Source organism: Streptomyces sp. NPDC043952, assembly GCF_056435325.1.
The window spans coordinates 1-20165 of sequence record NZ_JBWKES010000005.1 but is presented as its reverse complement, the minus strand read 5'-3'; the positions used below and the strand labels follow the sequence as shown (position 1 = coordinate 20165).

Annotated in this window: 15 protein-coding genes; 12 read left to right on the top strand and 3 right to left on the bottom strand. The window is 72.6% G+C overall.

What is annotated here, in order from left to right:
• Positions 1 to 18 precede the first annotated feature (18 nt).
• From AC069R_RS07335 to AC069R_RS07325, 3 genes are read right to left on the bottom strand one after another with little or no spacing between them, the layout of a single operon-like run.
• Positions 19 to 1620 carry a fatty acid--CoA ligase gene (locus AC069R_RS07335; RefSeq protein ID WP_478765313.1) on the bottom strand — a complete coding sequence of 534 codons (1602 nt, stop codon included), beginning with the start codon at positions 1618 to 1620 and terminating at the stop codon, positions 19 to 21.
• Positions 1621 to 1654: 34 nt separating this feature from the next.
• Positions 1655 to 7342, bottom strand: coding sequence for a type I polyketide synthase (locus tag AC069R_RS07330; protein ID WP_478765311.1), 5688 nt, complete (start codon positions 7340 to 7342; stop codon positions 1655 to 1657).
• Between the two features lie 11 nt (positions 7343 to 7353).
• A complete protein-coding gene (locus AC069R_RS07325; RefSeq protein WP_397983515.1) occupies positions 7354 to 7662 on the bottom strand; it encodes an acyl carrier protein in 309 nt (102 codons plus the stop codon).
• Positions 7663 to 7805: 143 nt separating this feature from the next.
• Here AC069R_RS07325 and AC069R_RS07320 point away from each other — a divergent pair, with 143 nt between their 5' ends.
• The 12 genes from AC069R_RS07320 to serS all read left to right on the top strand — a co-directional run bounded on the left by AC069R_RS07320 (position 7806) and on the right by serS (position 20026).
• A complete protein-coding gene (locus AC069R_RS07320; RefSeq protein WP_397983516.1) occupies positions 7806 to 9437 on the top strand; it encodes an aldehyde dehydrogenase family protein in 1632 nt (543 codons plus the stop codon).
• A gap of 27 nt (positions 9438 to 9464) precedes the next feature.
• Positions 9465 to 10607, top strand: a complete 1143-nt coding sequence (locus AC069R_RS07315) for an acyl-CoA dehydrogenase (RefSeq protein ID WP_397983517.1) — start codon at positions 9465 to 9467, stop codon at positions 10605 to 10607.
• Positions 10608 to 10742: 135 nt separating this feature from the next.
• Positions 10743 to 12038 carry an aspartate aminotransferase family protein gene (locus AC069R_RS07310; RefSeq protein ID WP_478765310.1) on the top strand — a complete coding sequence of 432 codons (1296 nt, stop codon included), beginning with the start codon at positions 10743 to 10745 and terminating at the stop codon, positions 12036 to 12038.
• A gap of 2 nt (positions 12039 to 12040) precedes the next feature.
• Positions 12041 to 12523, top strand: coding sequence for a type II toxin-antitoxin system RatA family toxin (locus AC069R_RS07305; protein WP_478765308.1), 483 nt, complete (start codon positions 12041 to 12043; stop codon positions 12521 to 12523).
• Positions 12524 to 12544: 21 nt separating this feature from the next.
• On the top strand, positions 12545 to 13078 hold the full coding sequence (locus tag AC069R_RS07300; protein ID WP_397983520.1) for a hypothetical protein: 534 nt from the start codon (positions 12545 to 12547) through the stop codon (positions 13076 to 13078).
• Positions 13075 to 13623: a flavin reductase family protein gene (locus tag AC069R_RS07295; protein WP_478765307.1), complete on the top strand. Its 549-nt coding sequence runs from the start codon at positions 13075 to 13077 to the stop codon at positions 13621 to 13623. Before AC069R_RS07300 ends, AC069R_RS07295 begins: the two co-directional genes overlap by 4 nt.
• Positions 13620 to 14600 carry a ferritin family protein gene (locus AC069R_RS07290; protein WP_478765306.1) on the top strand — a complete coding sequence of 327 codons (981 nt, stop codon included), beginning with the start codon at positions 13620 to 13622 and terminating at the stop codon, positions 14598 to 14600. Before AC069R_RS07295 ends, AC069R_RS07290 begins: the two co-directional genes overlap by 4 nt.
• Positions 14597 to 15604 (top strand): beta-ketoacyl-ACP synthase III, encoded by a 1008-nt coding sequence (locus AC069R_RS07285; RefSeq protein WP_478765305.1) that lies wholly within the window; start codon positions 14597 to 14599, stop codon positions 15602 to 15604. Before AC069R_RS07290 ends, AC069R_RS07285 begins: the two co-directional genes overlap by 4 nt.
• A 35-nt stretch (positions 15605 to 15639) precedes the next feature.
• The gene (locus AC069R_RS07280) at positions 15640 to 15870 is read left to right on the top strand and encodes a phosphopantetheine-binding protein (protein ID WP_397983524.1); all 231 of its coding nucleotides are present in this window, start codon (positions 15640 to 15642) and stop codon (positions 15868 to 15870) included.
• Positions 15870 to 17090, top strand: coding sequence for a beta-ketoacyl-[acyl-carrier-protein] synthase family protein (locus AC069R_RS07275; RefSeq protein WP_478765304.1), 1221 nt, complete (start codon positions 15870 to 15872; stop codon positions 17088 to 17090). Before AC069R_RS07280 ends, AC069R_RS07275 begins: the two co-directional genes overlap by 1 nt.
• Positions 17091 to 17280: 190 nt before the next feature.
• Positions 17281 to 18765, top strand: a complete 1485-nt coding sequence (locus tag AC069R_RS07270) for an APC family permease (protein ID WP_397983526.1) — start codon at positions 17281 to 17283, stop codon at positions 18763 to 18765.
• Positions 18749 to 20026 carry a serine--tRNA ligase gene (gene serS, locus AC069R_RS07265; protein WP_478765302.1) on the top strand — a complete coding sequence of 426 codons (1278 nt, stop codon included), beginning with the start codon at positions 18749 to 18751 and terminating at the stop codon, positions 20024 to 20026. The genes AC069R_RS07270 and serS overlap by 17 nt, the downstream gene beginning before the upstream one ends.
• Positions 20027 to 20165: the final 139 nt, after the last annotated feature.

The window sequence follows — 20165 nt, the reverse complement described above, 5'->3', positions numbered from 1 at the left end:
GGAGGTCGGGGAACGTGGTCATACGGCACTCCCGGCAGCGGTCCTGGTCTCCGCCGTCAGCCGCTCGCGCACCGCGCGGCGCAGGATCTTGCCCGAGGGGTTGCGGGGCAGGGAGTCGGCGAAGTGGTAGGTGCCGGGGATCTTGTAGTCGGCGATCCGGCCGCGCAGCGACAGCAGGAGTTCGCGGGGGGTCGCGCGGGCGCCGGGGCGCAGGACGACCACCGCGTGCACGCTCTCGCCCCAGCGGTCGTCGGGCAGCCCCACCACGGCCGCGTCCTCGACCGCCGGGTGCGCGGCGAGGGCCTTCTCGACCTCGGCCGGGTAGATGTTCTGCCCGGCGACGATGATCGTGTCGTTGATGCGGTCGCACAGGTGGAGGTAGCCGTCCTCGTCGAGGTAGCCGGCGTCGCCCATGTGCAGCCACTCCCCCACCAGAGTGCGGGCGGTGGCCTCGGGCAGGTTCCAGTAGCCGAGCATCCGGGCGGGGGTGCGCACGCAGACCTGGCCGATCTCGCCGGGCGGCAGGCTCTCGCCGTCGGGGCCGACCACCTTGATCTCGTTGCCGGGGCAGGGCAGGCCCACCGAGACCAGCCGGGTGCTGCCGGTGTGGTGCTCGCCGGGCGGCAGGCAGACCGCGACGCTGCCGGTCTCGGTGCTGGCGTAGATCTGCGCGAACGCGCAGCGGTAGGTCTCCAGGCACTGCTTGAGCAGCGTCTCGGACATGGGCGCCGCGCCGTAGGCGATCTTGCGCAGGGAGGTGAACGCCTCGGGTCCGGCGCCGCGTTCGGCGGCCATCGCCTGGAGCATCGCGGGTGCGGCGAAGGTGGTGGTGACGCCGTGCTCGCGGATGAGGCGGACGGCTTCCTGCGGGTCGAACTGCGGCATGATCACATTGGTGCCGCCGGCGTTGAAGGTGTGCAGGAACCAGCCGATCCCGGCGACGCCGAAGCCCGGCAGGGAGATCAGGGCGACGTCCTCGGGCAGCCAGTCGATCCAGTCCACGCCCTGCTCGCGGCTGGCGTGCGGCAGGGTGAAGAAGCTGCGGTGGGCGAGGATCGCTCCCTTGGGCAGCCCGGTGGTTCCGCTGGTGTAGATCTGGATGACGGCGTCGTCGGGTCCGGTGCCGGGCGCCGGGTCGGTCTCGGGCTGGTCGGCGGCCCAGGCGAGCAGCCCGGCGCCGCGGGCGGGTTCGCCGTCGGCGTCGGTGCCGTCGACCCGGATCACCCGGCGCAGGCCGCGCAGTTGGGGCCGTACGGCGGCGACGGTGTCCCAGAACTCGTCGTCCACGAAGATCAGCGTGGCGCCGGAGTCGCGCAGGATGTGGTCGACCTCGTTCGGGGTGAGCCGCCAGTTGACCGGCACCAGGACGGCGCCCGCCTTGGCGCAGGCGATCATCACGAGGTAGTAGGTGGCGGACTCGCGGCCGAGGTAGGCGACCCGGTCGCCGCGCCGGACCCCGCTGGTGGCGAGGGCGTGGGCGGCGCGGTTGCTGTCGCGGTGCAGCTTGTCGTAGGTGGTGACGTGCCCCTCGCAGATGATCGCCGGGTGGTCGGGGCGGGTGCCGGCGTGGGCGCGGGCGGAGTGGTGGAGCGTCCAGCGCTCCCTCGGTATGTCGCTCATGATGGTGTGCCGTCTCTGTCGGACTGTCCGACCGTCACGCCGCCGGCGCCGGGACGAGCTGCCCGTCGACGAACCGGGCGAGCGCGCGGACCGTGGGGTGGTCGTGGGTGAGGGAGGCCGGCAGGGGCAGCCGGAACGACTGCTCCAGTGCGGCCTTGACCTGCTGGGCCATCAGGGAGTCCAGGCCCAGCGACACGAACTCGCTGTTCAGGTCCAGCTCATCGCCCTCCTCCAGGTGCAGGACGGCGCCGACCTTCTCGCTCACCACGCCGGTGACGGCGGCGAGCCGTTCGGCGTCGGGGAGCGCGGTGAGGGCGGTCAGGTCGAGACCGGTGCCGTCCTCGCCGCCCCGGCGGGCGAGCCGGTCGTAGAAGAGGTCGCCGTTGACGCTGCCGGAGACGTAGCGGTCCCAGTCGAACTCGCCGACGATCCGCTGGGTGCGGGGGCGGCCCCAGAGCCGGGCCAGGGTGTCCAGGGCGCGGGTCGGGGAGAAGAAGCGGACGCCGCTGCGTTCGATCTCCTGGCTGAGGTGGTCCTCCAGGCGGGCGGACATGCCGACCCGTGCCCAGGCGCCCCAGTTGACCGACAGGCCCGGCAGCCCGCGCCGGCCGCGCCACTCGGCGAGCGCGTCGAGCCCGGCGCTGGCGGCGGCGTAGTGGCCCTGGGTGGCGCCGCCGAGGACGGAGGCGATGGAGGAGTAGGTGACGAAGAACTCCAGCTCGGGGAAGGAGTTTTCGGCGGCCTCGTGCAGCAGCCAGCCGCCGTACGCCTTCGCCGCGAGCTGGGCGTCGATGGACTCCCAGGTCAGCTCGGAGATCAGCTTCTTGTCGTAGGACCCGGCGGCGTGCACGATCCCGCCGAGCGGTCGGGAGCCCGCCTTGAGGTGCCGGACCAGCCGCTCGACGTCCGCGGGCCGGGAGATGTCGGCGCGTACGACGTCGATCTCGGCGTCGGCCGCGAGGTCGGCGAGGACCGGTGCGGCCTCCTCGGTGGCCTTGCCGCTGCGGCTGACCAGGGTGAGGTGGCGGGCGCCGAGCGCGGCCAGTTTGCGGGCGGTGACCAGGCCGAGGCCGCCGAGGCCGCCGGTGACCAGGTAGGTGCGGTCGGGGCGGAGTCCGGCGGGCCCCTCGGCGGCCGGCTCGGGCCGCTCCTGAAGGTCCGCGGGCAGGGTCACCCAGGCCGGTCCCGCCGGGTCGGACAGGGCGGTGCGCAGGGCCTCGCCGGTCTCGTCGAGGCGGAAGTGCGGGGCCGGGTCGTCGTCGCGGCCGGCCGGTACGACGGCGACCGCGGGCACGGTGAGCGTGGCGCGGAAGGTCCCGTCGTGCCGTACGAGGACCTCGTCGCCCGGCGCGAACCCGGTGCCGGCACCGGCGGCCAGCACGCTGCCTCGGGCCAACTGGCCGAGCAGCGGCGCGAGTTCCGGCTCGCCGGTCTCCTCGGCGCGTTCGGCGCGCCCGGTGTCCAGGGCGGTGCGGGCGTCCTCGGCGGTCAGGCCGACGGCGCTCACCCGGAGCTGGACCTCGTCCGCCGCCGGGGCCCGGTCGGTGACCGGCACGAGCACCAGGTCGGACAGGTCGCCGGAGTCGGGGGCGCGCAGCTCGAAGCCCCCGGACCAGGTGAGGCTGGCGTCACCGGCGAGCAGCCGGCGCACATAGCGGCGGCCCGGCCGGTGCGCGACCTGGTACTCGCCGGCCGGTTCGGCCCGCCACTCCTCGGCGAGCGGGGCGAGGCCGCTGCCGGGGGCGAGATCGACCAGGGTGGCCCGGTACTGGGCGTACTCGGTGAGCAGCACCCGGCCGAAGCCCCACAGGGTGGCGGCTCCCAGGTGGCCGCCGTCGCCGGCCGGGTCGCCGGGCAGCCACTGGGCGCCCTCGGTGACCAGCCACAGCCTCGGCGGCCGGTGCGCGCTCTCCAACGCGCCGACGAGGGTGAGGAGTTCGCGGTAGTTGTCCTCGCACTCGGCGCGCAGCCGCTCGGCGGACATCGGGCCGGGGCGATGGCGCCACAGCCGGCAGATGTCGGTGACGGTGGGGTCCTCCAGGGCGGCCTTGAGGTCGGTGAGGTCGGGCAGCCGGGTGACCTTGAGACCGGGTTCGCCGGCCAGTTCGGCGGCGCGCGCGGCCGAGGGGTCGAGGAGGACGACGTGCCGGGCGGCGGGGGCGCCGCCGCGGGCGGGCAGGGCGCGGCGCACCCACTCGGGGCGGTGCAGGAACTGGCGGCGGCCGGCGCGGCCCTCGGGGCGGGCCATGCGCACCCCGAGGAGTTCGGCGACCGGGTCGCCGTTCTCCAGGAGGAGCACGTCGGCGAGGCGCCGGTCCTGGTCGCCGCGGACCCGCGCGAGGACCCGCAGCTGCTCGCCGCGCGGCTTGCGGAAGTGCCGTACGGAGGCGATCTCGCGGGGCACGAACACCGGGCCCTCGGGGTCGAGGACGACCAGCGCCTGCACGGCGGCCTCCAGCAGCTCGGCCGGGACGTGCTCGACGGCACTGGCGTCGCGGCCGGTCAGTTCGCCGGAGACCAGGCCGTCGCCGTGCCGGGCGGCCTTGAGCAGCAGGCGCATGCGGGGGCCCTGGGGGCGGCCGACGGAGGCGAGGTCGGTGTAGATGTCCTCGTCGTCGATGTGCTGGGCGGCCGGGGCGAGCCCCGCGTCCAGCTCGGCCAGTTCGGAGACGGGCACGAGGGGTTCGGGGTCGGCGGCGACCGTGGCGGTGGCGTGCAGGTTCTCCTCGCCGCCGACCAGGGTGTACACCTCGACCTCGGCGCCGCCGCCGGGGCGCGGCCGCCAGCGGGTGGTGAGCGCGGTGACCGTCTCGGCGGGCAGTTCGAGGGGGGCGAGCAGTCTGAGGTCGCGGACGGCGTTGCGGGCGTGGCCCTGCACCGCGTCCTGCACCGCGAACAGCAGGTCGACGTAGGCGCCGGCGGGCAGCACGGTGCGGTCGTCGGCGGCGAGGTCGGCCAGCGCGCCCAGCTCCTCGGCGGTGAACTCGGCGGTGAACTCCCGTACCCCGCTGGCGAATCGCTCCTCGGTGCCGAGCAGCGGGTGGCGGGCGGTGCCGCCGGCGGCGGAGCGGCGGGGGGTGACGGAGGGCAGCCAGTAGCGCTTGCGCTGGAAGGCGTACGTCGGCAGGTCCACCCGCTGGGGGGCGGGGTGCCCGGCGTGGTAGCCGTCCCAGGCGACGGTGAGCCCGGCTGCGTAGTACTCGGCGAGGGCGGTGAGCGTCGTCGCGGTGGTGGTGTCGCGGCGGCGCAGGCTGGCCAGCCAGACGTGGTCCTCGACGGTGACCGAGCGGCGGGCGAGCGCGGTGAGCCCGGCCTGCGGGCCGACCTCGATCAGGGCGTGCCGGCCGCGCTTGGCGACGGCGCGGATGCCGTCGAGGAAGCGCACGGGCTCGCCGATGTGCCGCACCCAGTAGCCGATGTTGCCGATCTCGCGGAAGCGGGCGAGGCGTCCGGTGACGTTGGAGATGAGGCTGATCTTCGGCTCGTGGAACTCGATGCCGTCGAGGGCGGCGCGGAAGTCGTCGTAGACCTCGGCCATCAGCGGGGAGTGGAAGGCGTGCGAGACCTTCAGGCGCTCGACGCGCACGCCCCGCCCGGCGAGGACCGCGCTCACCTCGTCCAGGGCCGCGACGCCGCCTGAAATCACCGTCTGGTCGGGGGCGTTGACCCCGGCGACGGCCAGGTCCTCGTGGCCCTCCAGGAGCGGGGCGACGTCCTCCAGCGGCGCGGAGACGGCGGCCATGCCGCCCTCGGCGGTGACGGCCTGCATCAGCCGGGCGCGGGCGGCGACCAGCCTGACGGCGTCCGGGAGGCTGAACAGACCGGCCACGGCGGCGGCGACGACCTCGCCGATGCTGTGTCCGATGAGCACGTTGGGCTTCGCACCCCAGGCCATCCACTGCTGGGCGAGCGCGTACTCCAGGGTGAACAGGGCGGGTTGGGTGTACTCGGTGCGGTCGATGGCCTCGGGGTCGGCCGCGGTGCCGAGCAGCAGCTCGCGCACCGAGCGGCCGAGGTGGGCGGCGAACAGCTCGTCACAGGCGTCTACTTGGGCGCGGAAGACGGGCAGCGCCGCGTACAGGGCGGCGCCCATGCCGGCGTACTGGGAGCCCTGGCCGGTGAACATGAACGCGGTCTTGCGGATGCCGGTCGGGCCCTCGTGCTCCCGCTCGGCGGCCCTGTCGAGGAGCTTGACGAGGGCGGCGCGGTCGGCGACGGGGGCGGCGATCCGGTACGGGTGGTGCGCGCGGGTGGTGTTGGCGCTGTGGCAGAGCGCGGCGATGGACGTCTCGGGCTTCTCGTCCAGCAACGCCCGGTACTGTGCGGCGAGTTCGCGCAGGGCGCCCGCGTTCTTCGCGGAGAGGGTGAACAGCGGTGCGGCGCCGGGGAGTTCGGTCTCCTCGGCGGGGCGCTGCGGCGCCTCCTCCAGGACCACGGCGCCGATCGTTCCGGCGAAGCCGAAGCTGTTGACGACCGCGCGCTTGACCTCGGCCTTCCAGGGCTCGCACGCGGTGGGCACCCGCAGCGGGTACAGGTCCCAGGGGATGCGCCCGGAGGGGTTGTTCAGGTTGATGTGCGGGTAGATGGTGCCCGAGCGCAGCATGAGCACCGTCTTGATGACGCCGACGATGCCGGAGGCCGGCTCCATGTGGCCGAGGTTCGTCTTCACCGAACCGACCACCACCGGGCGGTCCTTGGTGTGCGAGTCCACGAACACGTCGCCGATGGCGCCGAATTCGATGGGGTCGCCGAGCGGGGTGCCGGTGCCGTGCGCCTCGACGTAGCTGATGTCCTCGGGCTTGAGGTGGGCCGCGGCCAGCGCGCCCCGGATGACCTTCTCCTGGGCGGGTCCGTTGGGCACGGTCAGGCCGGCGCTGTCGCCGTCCTGGCCGACGGCGGTGCCGCGGACCAGGGCGAGCACCCGGTCGCCGTCGCGTTCGGCGTCACGGAGCCGCTTGAGGACGACGATGCCGCAGCCCTCGGCGCGCGCGTATCCGTCGGCGGCCTCGTCGAAGGTCTTGCACTGGCCGTCCGGGGACAGCATCTGCGCGTTGGAGAACATCACCGGGATGCGCGGGTGGTGCAGGGCGTTGACGCCGCCGCACAGCGCGATGTCCGTCTCGCCGCCGCGCAGCGCCTGCACGGCCAGGTGCAGGGCGACCAGTGAGGAGGAGCAGGCGGTGTCCACGCTCATGCTCGGGCCGCGCCAGCCCAGGAAGTAGGAGAGCCGCCCGGAGAGCGGGAACATGGTGATGCCGGAGGCGAGGTGGCCGTCCAGCTCCTCGTAGGGCAGCGAGTCCAGCTCCAGCGCGTAGTCGATGGAGCTGGCGCCGATGTAGACGCCGCCGTTGCCGCGGCGCAGCGGCGCGGGGTCGATGCCGGCGTGCTCCAGCGCCTGCCAGGCGGTCTCCAGCAGCAGCCGCTGCTGGGGGTCCATGTACCGGGCTTCCTTCGGGGAGATGTTGAAGAAGCCGGCGTCGAACAGGTCGATGCGGTCGAGGAACCCGCCGGCCGAGGCGCGGATCTTGCCCTTGTCGTCGGGGCCCTCGGGGGTGAACGCCTCGACGTCCCAGCGGTCGGTGGGGATGGGGCGGATCCCGCTGCGGCCCTCGCGCAGAAAGTCGTCGAACTCGTCGGGCGAGCCGCTGCCGCCGGGGAACCGCAGACCGATTCCGACGATCGCTACCGGCTCGGGGGCCTGCGCTGATTCCGTACGCGGCATGGAACGACTCCTCAAGCTTCCTGGACGGCCTGGGTCAGGTGGTCGACGAGGTGGGTGATGGTCGGCTCGTTGAAAAGCACGTTGACGTTGATCGACAGATCCAGGAGCTGTTCCAGGCTCTGGCGTATCTCGGTCAGGCGCAGCGAGGTGAGCCCGAGGTCGAAGTAGGAGATGTCGACGGGGAGGTCCTCGGAATCGTCCATGAGGAGAACGGCCTTGAATTTCCGCAGGACGATTGTCTCGATTTCCTCGGTCAGTTCACTGCGCGGCAGCTCGCGCAACCGCTGGATGGTGCTGTCGACGGGTGACATGCGGCTCATGCAAGCAGCGGCGGCTGACGCCCCACTGACGGCCGTGGCGGGGCGGGTTGGCTGGATCAGTCGGGTGTCAGCGCCGGATCAGATTCCGCTGTCACGCTCGCCTTGCTTCAAGAAATCCACACGCCATATCCGAAAGGCTGAAGATGCTTCGCGAAGCCGCGCAGGAGGAGAGTGCTGAGGCACCTTCCGGATTGAAGAGTTACGACCTCTACATCGCGGGCAAGGACGTCGCCGGCGACGGCTGGGTGTACACCGTCAGCGGGCGTTCGCTGCTGGAAGACGTGTTCACCAGCGTGAGCCTGAAGCGCTCCCTCGAACAGGACCCGGAGTCCGAGGCGGCCAAGCACCCGTACGTCGTGGGGCGTTGCGCCATCGCCGACGACGCCTCCATCGACCTGGCCACCCAGGCGGCCGCCGCTGCCGCCGCCGACTGGGCGGCCGTTCCGCTGGAGCGGCGGATGCGGCTCGGCACCCGGTTCCGCGAGGAACTGATCAAGCACGAGGACGAGTTCCTGCGGATGCTGGTCGCCGAGTCCCACCCGGTCAAGCTCGCTCGCTGGGAGCTGAGCTGCCTGCTCCAGATCTACGCGCCGGGCTCCCTGCGCTGGTACGACAAGCAGATGCGGGTGGAGAAGGAGTACAACGGCCGCCGGCTGATCCTGCACCGCCAGCCCGACGGAGTGGTCGCCTTCAACCCGCCGCAGAACGCCCCGCTGCCGAGCGCCGCGCTGTGCGTGCTGGCGCTGATGGCCGGCAACGCGGTGGTCGTACGGGCCCCGCGCAGCATCGCGCTGTCCACCATGTGGCTGCTGCGCGACATCGTCGCCCCGCTGCTGGAGGAGTTCGACGCCCCGCCCGGCGTGCTCAACGCGGTCTGCTCCAACCCGAAGCAGACCATGGACCGCTGGATCGCGGACCCGCTGATCAACGACATCTTCTACATCGGCGGCAGCCAGGAGGGCCTGCGCTTCGAGCAGCAGTGCGTGGCCCACGGCAAGAAGCCGATCCTCGAACTCGCCGGCAACGACGGCATCGTGGTGTGGAAGGACGCCGACGTGAAGTGGGCGGCCGAGGCGATCACGGAGGCGTTCTACGGCTCCGGGCAGATCTGCATGGTGCCCAACTACGTGCTGGCCCACCCGGATGTCGCCGAGGCGCTGATCGCCGAGGTCAAGGAGCAGGTCAAGGGCATCAAGCCGGGTCTGCCCGAGGAGGAGGACGTGCTGCTGTCGCCGGTGCGGCGCAGCGAGCGGTTCTTCCGGCTGCTGCGCCAGGCGCTGGACAACGGTGCCGAGCTGGTCACCGGCGGCAACCGCACCGAGGTGGACGGCACGGTCTCGGAGACCGGCGTGTTCCTCCAGCCGACGGTGGTGCGGGTGGACGGCCTGGACCGGGCACGGACGTACGACGTGGTCCGCGAGGAGACCTTCTTCCCGCTGATCCCGATCGTGGTGGCCGAGCGCGACCATGACGACGCCCTGCTCGAATCGTTCCTCCAGTTCGTCAACAGCAACGACTACGGGCTGCGTAACTCCCTGTGGTCCCGCTCGGACCACGTGGTCGAGACGTTCGTGCGGCGCACCGTCAACGGCGGCCTGCTGAAGGTCAACGACTCCCACATCGGCTTCCTGCCCTACCTGCCGAGCCACGGCGGCACCGGCCGTACCGGCGGCGCGTTCGGCGAGGCCAACTACCCGATGCTCAAGACCTCCCACGTCCAGGGAGTCAGCATCGCCCGCGACGTGAGCCCGTACGACGCGGTCTTCGGCGCCTGAACCCACCCCGTACCCGGAGGTTTTCCCGTGCGTTCCCTCGATGTCGCCCGGACCGTGTGCGAGCGGTTCCATCCGGGACTGCTCAAGGAACTGGAGCAACTCCCTTACCAGGAACGGGAGAAACCCGGCAGTCCGGTGATCGACCTGTTCCGCATCCACGGTGGTGTGGGCCTGCTGATCCCCGAGAGCTACGGCGGCCACGGCGCGGCCCCGCTGGAGGCGCTGCGGGTGCAGCTGGCCCTCGGCGCGCTCTCGCCCTCGCTGGTCGCGGCCGTCTCCATGCACCACTTCACCGCGGCCATGCTGTACTCGCTGGCCGTCAAGTCGGGCCGGCTCACCGACGCGCAGACCCGGCTGCTGCACCAGATCGTGCCCGACCAGCAGGTGCTGGCCTCCGGCTGGTCGGAGGGCCGTACCGCGCAGAACATCCTCAAGCCGGCGGTGACCGCGCGCCCGGTGGAGGGCGGCTTCCTGCTCTCCGGCTCCAAGAAGCCGTGCAGCCTGTCCCGTTCGATGAGCCTGCTGACCGCGTCCACCGCGATCCACGGCGAGGACGGCGGCGAACCCGAGCTGGCGCTCGCCCTGGTCCCGGCCGACGCGCCGGGCCTCACGGTGCACCGGTTCTGGGGCAACGACCTGCTGGCCGGCGCCGAGAGCGACGAGGTGCGCCTGGAGGACGTGTTCGTGCCCGGCGAGATGGTGGTGCGGGCCGGCGCGGACGACCCCACACGGCTGGACGACCTCCAGTCCGCCGGGTTCGTCTGGTTCGAGATGCTGATCTCCGCGGGGTACGCGGGCGCGGCGGCGGCACTGGTCGAGCAGGTGCTCACCCGCAAGCGGGGCAGCGCGGACGCGCGGGCCGCGCTCGCCGTCGACATGGAGGCGGCGCTGGCCCTCCTGGAGGGCGTGGCGCGGGGCACCGGGCGCGAACCGGGCGACGAGGAGTCGGTGGCGCGGGTGCTCGTGGCCCGGTACGCGGTGCAGAACGCGCTGCCGGGGATCGTGGCGCGGGCGCTGGAGCTGCTCGGCGGGATGGACTTCATCACGAACTCGGCGTTCGCGCAGGCCGCGGCGGCGACGCGGGCGCTGGCCTTCCACCCGCCGTCCCGGATCGCCGCGTCGGAGCCGTTGCTGACGTACTTCGACGGAGGGCCGTTGGTTCTCGCGTAGTTCGTCGGCTGCGGGCCCGGATGTGGCTGGTCGCGCCCGCGCGGCGGAGCCGCACATCGAACAGAGCCCCGCGCCCCTGAAGGGGCGCTCCCCTCAACGGCATTGCAAAGTCCCCTCTCTTGGAGTGAGTGACACGTGACCGTCTTGCACGATTCCCCCCACGCGCCCGTCGTCGACGACGAGGCCGAGATCCTCAACCTGTACCGGGCCCACCTGAGCAAGGGGCGGGCCACGCTCGCCGAGTTGTTCGGCAGTCATATGGAGGTGGCGTCCGAGGGCGCCTGGCTCACCACCAGTGACGGTGAGCGCTTCCTGAACGCAGGCGGCTACGGCGTGTTCATCATGGGCGCCCGGCACCCGATCGTCATGGAGGAGGTGGAGCGCCAGCTGCGCACCCACCCCACCGCGACCCGCATCCTGCTGGAGCCGACGGTCGCCCGCGCCGCCGAGGCGCTGGTGTCGGTGCTGCCCGCCGGGCTCGACCGGGTGCACTTCGCGCTCTCCGGCGCCGAAGCGGTGGAGACCGGTCTGAAACTGGCCCGCGCGGGCGGCTTCAAGCGGACCGTGTCGATGCGCGGCGGCTACCACGGCAAGACGCTGGGCGCCCTGTCGGCCACCGCCAAGGACGTCTACCAGGCGCCGTTCCGCCCGCTGATCCCCGACTTCCTGCACCTGCCGTTCGGCGACGCCGACGCCCTGGAGGCGGAGCTGAAGGCCCATCCGGGCGAGGTCTGCGTGATCCTGGAGCCGGTCCAGGGCGAGGGCGGCGTGATCATCCCGCCCAAGGGCTACCTCAAGCGGGTCGAGGAACTGGTCCGCGAGTACGAGGGCTTCCTCATCCTCGACGAGGTGCAGTCCGGGTTCGGGCGGCTCGGCGAGTGGTGGGGCGCCGACCTGGAAGGCGTCGTACCGGACGTGCTGCTGGCCGGCAAGGCGCTCGGCGGCGGGGTGATGCCGGTGTCCGCGGCCATCGCCACCCGCAAGGCGTTCCGCCCCTTCGACAAGGATCCCTACGTCCACACCGCCACCTTCTCCGGGCAGCCGGTGCTGATGGCCGCGGTGATGGGCGCGGTCCGCGCCGTCAAGGAGGAGCGCCTGGTCACCCGGTCCATGGACCTCGGTGCCCGGCTGCTGCCGCGGATCGCGGAGGTCGCCCACCGCAACATCCCCGAGCTGGTGGTGGACGTCCGCGGCCAGGGGCTGCTCATCGGCGTGGAGCTGGTCGAGGCGGGCCTCGCCGGCGAGCTGCTGATCGAGCTGTTCAACCACGGCGTCGTCGCCAACCACTCCATGAACGGCAGCTCGGTGGTCCGGTTCACCCCGCCCGCCGTGCTGAACGACACCGACCTCGACTACCTCGTCAACTCCTTCGACCTGGCCACCCGAGACCTCATCAAGGGCGCGGCCACTATGCCGGAAGGCGGTAACTGATCGTGCGGCACGTCGAACTGGAAGCCCTGATACCCGCGGAGCAGGCCGAGGAGGTGCTGCACGCCGTACGGCGCTGGGAGAAGTACCCCGACCTCGCGCCGCACGTGAACGCGACCACCGTGCACTCCGCGTACCCCGAGCCCAAGCCCTCCTCCAGCTGGGAGCTGCACTTCCGCAGCGGACTGCTGCGCTGGACCGAGGACGACACGGTGCTGCCGGAGGCGGGCGAGATCCGCTTCGAGCAGTCCGACGGCGACTTCGACTCGTTCACCGGGGTCTGGTCGGTCAAGCAGAACGGCGCGGACGTCACCGTCCGCTTCGACGCCGACTTCGACTTCGGCATCCCGAGCCTGGAGGGCATCCTCGACCCGATCGCCGAGCGGGTCATCAAGGAGACCGTCGCCTGGGCCCTGACCGGTCTGTACCCGGCCGTGCGCATCCAGGGCGGCATCGAGCTGAACACGCCCGCCACGGTCGGCGCGTAGCACCGGCCGAAGGAGCTGACCATGGACCAGGCGAACCCCTTCGAGACGCCCCGCACGTACTCGCTGCACCGCGCCGAGTACCTGGTGGGCCTCGCCGTCACCACCGGGATGATCATCTACCACTTCGGTGACATCCGCTGGCTGCCGGCGCTCGGGCTGTTCCTGTACATCGACCTGATCGGCTACATCCCCGGCGCCATCGCCTTCCGCAAGAGCGGCGGCCGGCCGATCCACAAGGCGTACTACGTCCTCTACAACGTCATGCACAGCCTCATCACCCAGGGCGCGGTCGCCGCGCTGTGGTGCCTGCTGGTCAAGCCGGAGTGGGCGCTGCTGGTGCTGCCGTTCCATCTCTTCGGCGACCGGGGCCTGTTCGGCAACTTCATGAAGTCCTTCGCGCTGCCCTTCGAGCCGGTGCGCCAGGAGGGCTACCTCCGCCTCCTGGACGACCTGGGCCTGCCGCACCCCAAGCCGGTCGGGCACGCGATGGACCCGGTGCCGGTCGGGCACGTCCCCGCGCGTCCCGTCGTCCGCGAGACGGAGGCCGTACGATGACCACCGCCGCGACCCCGGTGCGCCGGCCGGTGCGCCAGGACCCCGCCGAGCGCCGGCGGGCCCTGTACCACCTGGCCTCCCCGGTGTCCGTGCTCACCACGGGCCCCGAGGAACGGATGCACGGCACCACCGCGAGCACCGTCACCCTGGTATCGCGCGCGCCCCTGCTGGTCGGGGTGGTGCTGCGGGCGGGCTCGTCCTTCGCCCGGCTCGCCGCCGCCGAGGGCCGGTTCGCGATCAATGTGCTCGGCGGCGAACAGGCCGACGTGGCGCGGCGGTTCGCCGACAGCTCGCGGCCCGACGGCAGCGCGGCCTTCGCCGGCCTCGCCTGGACCGCCGACCGCTACGCCCAGGCCCCGCTGATCGCGGGCGCCCTCGCCCACTACGTCTGCCGGTTCCACTCCGCGCACCCCGCGGGCGACAGCGAGCTGCTGCTCGGCCATGTCGTCCGGGCCACCGCGGACGAGGGCCTGCCGCTGCTCAGTTACACCGGCGGGCTGTTCGCCGGTTCCCTGCGTCCGGCGAAGGAGACCGCCGCATCATGACCGCACCCGTTGCCCCCGAGGCCGACTGGGACAAGGCCCCCGGCCTGCTGGACGGCGCGAAGGAACTCACCCTCGGCCCCGAGGAGTGCGACCTCGCCTACTGGTTCACCTCCGTCGCCCAGGGCACCCTGCGCGACCGGGGTGCCACCGGCCACCACGTGGACGCCCTCACCCCCGACTTCCTGAAGGCCCCCGGCCCGCTGCGCGAGGCGCTGATCCTGGAGTTCGGCTTCCGGGCCCTCTCCGAGGAGCTGGCCACCCGGCTGCTCGGCCACTACGTGACCATCGCGCCCGGCATCCCCGAGATGGAGTTCTACGCCACCCAGCTGATCGACGAGGCCCGGCACGCCCGTGTCTTCCGCCAGCACCTGGTGGACCTCGGCATCCCGCAGAGCGCCCTGCTGCGGGAGATCGAGGAGATGTCCCAGGACTACCGCAAGCGGGTGCTGAACCCGGTGGTGGACTTCACCCTGGACATCGTCCGCGACAAGGCCGACTTCGCCGGCGGCGTCGGCGTGTTCGCCATCATCATCGAGGGCGTCCTCGCCCCCGCGGCCGAGCTGAGCGAGCGCAAGTGGACCCCGCTGTCCCCGGCGACCGGCGAGATCTCCCGCGGCACCGCCATCGACGAGATCCGCCACCTCACCGTGGCCAGCACCATCCTGCGCGACCACCTCGTCGCGCACCCCGAGTACACCCCCCGGCTGCTGGAGATCCTGCGCTCGGGCGTCAGGCTGTGGGACGAGCTGCCGGACCGGGAGTTCGTCATCCACCGCGAGGAGCTGTTCCAGGACGGCATGTTCAAGCACGCCGACCTGATCGGCGACTACGAGGTCTGGCCGGGCGTCCGCCTCCTCGACACCACGCCCGACCAGCGCTACGACATGGCCGAGCAGTGGACCGACGACATGGCCGAGGTCCGTATGGAGTACATGGGCCTGCCGGTCGAGGTCCTCGCCTCGGAGGCCGGCGCATGAGTACCGGGCGGGCGGCGGTCGTCACCGGGATCGGCTCGTACGTCCCGCCCAACATCGTCACCAACGAGGACCTCTCGCAGCGCCTCGACACCTCCGACGAATGGATCCGCACCCGTACCGGCATCGCCGAGCGGTTCTACATCTCCCCCGGCACCTCCACCGGGGACCTCGCGGTGGAGGCGGGTCTGCGGGCCCTGAAGTCGGCGGGCGACGAGCAGGTCGGCGCGGTGGTGCTCGCCACCACCACCCCGGACCAGCCGTGCCCCGCGACCGCCCCCCAGGTGGCCGCGCGGCTCGGGCTCGGCCAGGTGCCCGCCTTCGACGTGGCGGCCGTCTGCTCCGGGTTCCTGTACGGCCTCGCGTCCGCCGCCGGGCTGATCGCCGCGGGGATCGCGGACAGCGTGCTGCTGATCGCCGCCGACGCCTTCACCACGATCATCAACCCGGAGGACCGCACCACCGCCGTGATCTTCGCGGACGGCGCGGGCGCGGTGGTGCTGCGGGCCGGCTCGCCCGACGAGCCCGGTGCGCTCGGACCGCTGGTACTCGGCAGCGACGGCGAGCTGAGCCATCTGATCGAGGTCCCGGCGGGCGGCTCCAAGCAGCGCTCCTCGGGCCGCCCGGCCGCCCCCGAGGACCACTACTTCCGGATGCTCGGCCGGGACACGTACCGGCACGCGGTGGAGCGTATGACCAGCGCGTCCACCGAGGCCGTCGAGCGGGCCGGCTGGCGTCTGGACGACGTCGACCGGTTCGGGGCGCACCAGGCCAACGCCCGGATCCTGGAGGCGGTTTCGGACCGGCTCGGCATCCCCGGCCAGCGGCGGCTCAGCAATATCGCGCGGGTCGGCAACACCGGTGCCGCCTCGATCCCGCTGCTGCTCGCGGAGGCCACCGCCGACGGCCGGCTCACGGCGGGGGACCGGGTGCTGCTCACCGCGTTCGGCGGCGGGCTGTCCTGGGGCGCGGCCACCGTCGTCTGGCCCGAGCTCCAGACCATCTGACCGATCGTCAGGAAAGACCTTCGAAAGGAACCGACATGCTGGAGCAGCTCAAGGAAATCCTGTCCAACAAGCTCAAGGTGTCGCCCGAGGCCATCACCCCCGAGGCCACGCGGGAGGACATCGAGCTGGACTCGCTGGCCGTCGTGGAGCTGTCGCTGCTGCTGAAGTCCGAGCTGGACCTGGACATCAGCGACGACGACCTGCTCGAAGCCGACACCGTGGCCGACATGGTCCGGCTGATGGAGGAGCGGAGCGCGAAGGTCTGATGGCCGCGATGGACATCGCCGTCACCGGGCTCGGTCTGATCACCCCCGGCGGGATCGGGGTCGGACCGAGCTGGGCGGCGGTCTGCGACGGCAGGCCGGCCGCGGCCCTCGATCCGGTGCTGGCCGACAATCCCGTACAGATCTCCTGCCGGGTGCCCGACTTCGACCCCGAGCGTCTGCTCAGCGCGCGCCGGGCCCACCGTCTGGACCGGTTCGTGCAGTTCGCGCTGGTCGCCGCGCATGAGGCGGTGGCCGACGCGGGCCTGGACCCGCAGACCTGGGACGGCGCCCGCGTGGGCGTGGTCCTCGGCTGCGCCGACGGCGGTCCGGGCACGGTCGAGGAACAGCACCATGTGCTGCGCGAGCAGGGCGCGGACCGGGTGTCGCCGCTGCTGCTGCCGATGCAGCTGCCGAACATGCTGGCCGGTCAGACGGCCATCGAGTTCGGGGCGACCGGACCCAACCTGGTGGTGGCCACCGCGTGCGCGTCCGGCGCGACGGCCATCGGCACCGCGCGGGACCTGCTGGCGCTCGGCCGCTGCGACATCGTGCTGGCCGGCGGCAGCGAGGCCATGATCACCCCGCTGGTCATGGCCGGGTTCGCCCAGATGGGCGCGCTGTCCAGGCGGCACGACGACCCGGCGTCCGCGTCCCGTCCCTTCGACGCCGACCGCGACGGGTTCGTGGCCGGCGAGGGGGCCGGGATCCTGGTGATGGAGCGCGTCGCCGACGCGCGGGCCCGTGGCGCGCACATCCACGGGCGGATCATCGGGTACGGCGCCACGGCCGACGCCCACCACATGACGTCGCCGCATCCCGAGGGCGCCGGCATCGAGGCGGCGGTCCGCGCGGCGCTCGCCGACGCGGGGGCCGACCCCGACGACGTCGAGCACGTCAACGCGCACGGTACGTCGACGCCGCTGAACGACCTGTCCGAGGCACGGATGATCCAGCGGACGCTGCGCGGCGATCCGGTGGTGACGTCCACCAAGGGGGTCACCGGGCATCTGCTGGGGGCGGCGGGGGCGGTCGAGGCCGCGTTCACCGTGCTCAGCGTGGAGCACGAAATCATCCCGCCTACAGCCAACTTGGTGATGCCGGACCCCCGGATGGAGATCAAGCTGGCGCAGACCCTGACGGAGATGCCGATCGATCTGGCGCTGAGCAATTCGCTGGGGTTCGGCGGGCAGAACACGGCGTTGGCCATCGCACCGGCATAACGCACGCCGTTCGTCCGCGGGCCCGCTGCGGCCGGCCGCGCCCACGCGGCGGAGCCGTGAACCGAGCACAGCCCCGCGCCCCTGACAGGGCGCTTCCAACAGCCGTCCGCTGAGAAGTTCCCGCGGGCGGCTGTTGTCCTTGACGTCACCCCCCACGGTCCCCACCCCTCTCCCCATATCTGGAGCCCCCATGTCCACCACCAGTGGTTCGCCGCCCGTGTCGGGGCGGCTCGGTACGGCGCACATTCTGTTTCTCATCGTCGCCGCCGCGGCACCGCTGTCCGCGATGGTCGGCACGGTCCCGCTCGCGTTCGCGTTCGGGGACGGCGCCGGGGTGCCGGCGGCGTTCCTGTTCGCCGGGGTGACCCTGCTGTGCTTCTCGGCCGGGTACGCGGTCAGCGCCCGGCGCACCGGGGGATCCGGCGGGTTCTACGCCTCCGTCGCCGACGGGCTCGGCCGGCCCCCGGCGGTCGCGGCCGGATACCTGGCCCTGCTGTCGTACAACTGCGCGACCATCGGACTGGCCGGTGCGCTCGGATACTTCACCCAACTCGTGTTGGCCGCCCATGGGTTGACGGTGTCCTGGGAGTGGTGCGCGGCGGTCGGGCTGGTGCTGACCGCGGTGCTCGGCTACCGGGAGATCGCGCTGAGCGCCCGCGTGCTGGCCCTGCTGATGCTGGGCGAGATCGGGGTGCTCGCGGCCCTGGACGTGGCGATCCTCGTCCGGCACGGGCTGCACGCGCTGCCCGCCGCCTCCTTCTCCCCGCACACCGCCGCCGGCCCCGGTGTCGGTGTCTCGCTGATGTTCGCCTTCGTGTCCTTCATCGGGTTCGAGTCGGCGGCGCTGTACGGCAAGGAGGCGCGCGACCCGGAGCGCAGCGTGCCCCGCGCGACGTACGCGGCCGCCGCGCTGATCGCCGGGTTCTACGCGCTGACCAGCTGGCTCGCGGTGGGCGCGATCGGCCCGGACCATGTGCGCGAGGTCGCGGGCAAGCAGATGGGCGACCTGTTCTTCGGACTCGGCGACGACTTCCTCGGCACCGCGGGCAGCACCATGCTCCAAGTCCTGCTGTGCACCAGCCTGTTCGCGGCGACGCTGGCCCTGCACAGCGCCGCCAACCGCTATGCCCAGGTCCTCGCCCAGGACGGGCTGCTCCCCCGCACCCTGGCCGCCGAGCACGCCCGGCACGGCTCCCCGCACCGGGCGAGCGTCTGGCAGAGCGTGCTGACCGCGCTGGTGCTGGCCGGGTTCGCGGTCGCGGGCCTGGACCCGTACGCCGACCTGACCACCAGCATGCTGGGTCTCGGCACCCTCGGCATCGTCACGCTCCAGGCGCTGGCCGCGCTCTCCGTGCTCGGGCTGCGGCTGCGCGCCGGGCACGGGCACTGGTGGAAGGAGACCCTTGCCCCGCTGCTGGGCTTCGCCGGGCTCGCCGCCTCCGTGTGGCTGGTGGTCGGCAACTTCGACATGCTCACCGGCTCGCCCTCGAAGGTGATCGCCGCGCTGCCCTGGCTGCTGCCGCTGGTCGCGCTCGGCGGGCTCCTCTACGCGCTCCGGCTGCGCACGGCCCACCCGCTGCGCTACCGGCTGCTCGGCACCCGGCACACCGCCGCCCCCGCCACCCCCGACCTCTCCCCCGCCCCGTCAGGAGACCGCCATGCACGATCCCAATGAGCTGATCGAGGCCGGCGAGGACGCCAGGCGCCGTCTGGCCCGCCGCCGCTACGACCTCGACCTGGACGCGGTGGGCGGTGCGCTGCGCGCCCGTTCGGCCGCCAACGCCGAGGTGACCCGGCTGCGCACCGAGCTGAACAGGACGGCCAAGGCGCGCCGTTCGGGTCCGCCCAGCGAGGCGGAGAAGGAGGCCGCCCGCGCGCTGCGGGCCGAGGTGCAGCAGGCGGAGGCGCTTGCGCGGGTGGCAGCGGGGGAGCTGACCGAGATGCTGCTCGGCATCCCCAACCTGCCGCTGGACAGCGTCCCGGACGGCGACTCCGAGAAGGAGGCCGTGGAGGTGCGGCGGGGCGGTCCCGCGCCGCGCCCGGCCAAGGGCGCCCGGCACCACGCCGAGATCGGCGAAACCCTCGGCATCCTCGACCCGCCGGCCGCGGCCAAGCTGTCCGGCGCCCGGTTCAGCGTGGCGCACGGCGCCGGGGCCCGCCTGGAGCGCGCCCTCGCCGACTTCTTCCTCGACCTGCACACCCGCGAGCACGGCTACACCGAGCAGTCGGTGCCCTTCCTGGTCTCCCGCGACACCATGACCGGCACCGGGCAACTGCCCAAGTTCGAGGAGGACTTGTTCCGCACCCAGGTCGGGGAGCGGGAGCTGTTCCTGATCCCGACGGCCGAGGTGCCGCTGACCAACCTGGTCTCCGGGGAACTGCTGGACGCGCGGGCGCTGCCGTACGCCTTCACCGCCCGCACCCCCTGCTTCCGCGCGGAGGCGGGGGCGTACGGCCGTGACACCCGCGGTGTGCTGCGGCTGCACCAGTTCGAGAAGGTGGAGCTGGTGCGGATCTGCGCACCCGAAGAGGCGCAGGAGCAGCTGGAGTTGATGGTCGGGCACGCGGAGGAGTGCCTGCGCCGGCTCGAACTGTCCTTCCGTACGGTGCTGCTGCCCGCGGGCGACATGGGCTTCTCGGCGCGGATGACGTACGACATCGAGGTGTGGCTGCCGGGCGGTGACGCCTTCCGGGAGATCTCCTCGGTGTCCGACTGCGGCACCTTCCAGGCGCGGCGCGCGGACATCCGGGTCAAGCGGGCCGACGGCCGCAAGACGCCGGCCGCCACGCTGAACGGCTCGGCGCTGCCGATCGGGCGGACGGTGGCGGCGCTCCTGGAGCAGGGCGTGCAGGACGACGGTTCGGTGCTGCTGCCGGACGCGCTGGTGCCGTACACCGGGTTCCGGCGGATCCTGCCGGGCGGCACGACCGAGTGACACCACGGGAAGGGGGGGGGGGGGGGGGCGGGCCCCCCCCCCCCCCCGCGTTCGCGCCGAGGGGGGTCGGGGGGGGTTAGGAGCCCACCACATTCACCCCCCCCTCCACATGGAAGACCTCTCCCATGGTGCGAGGGAA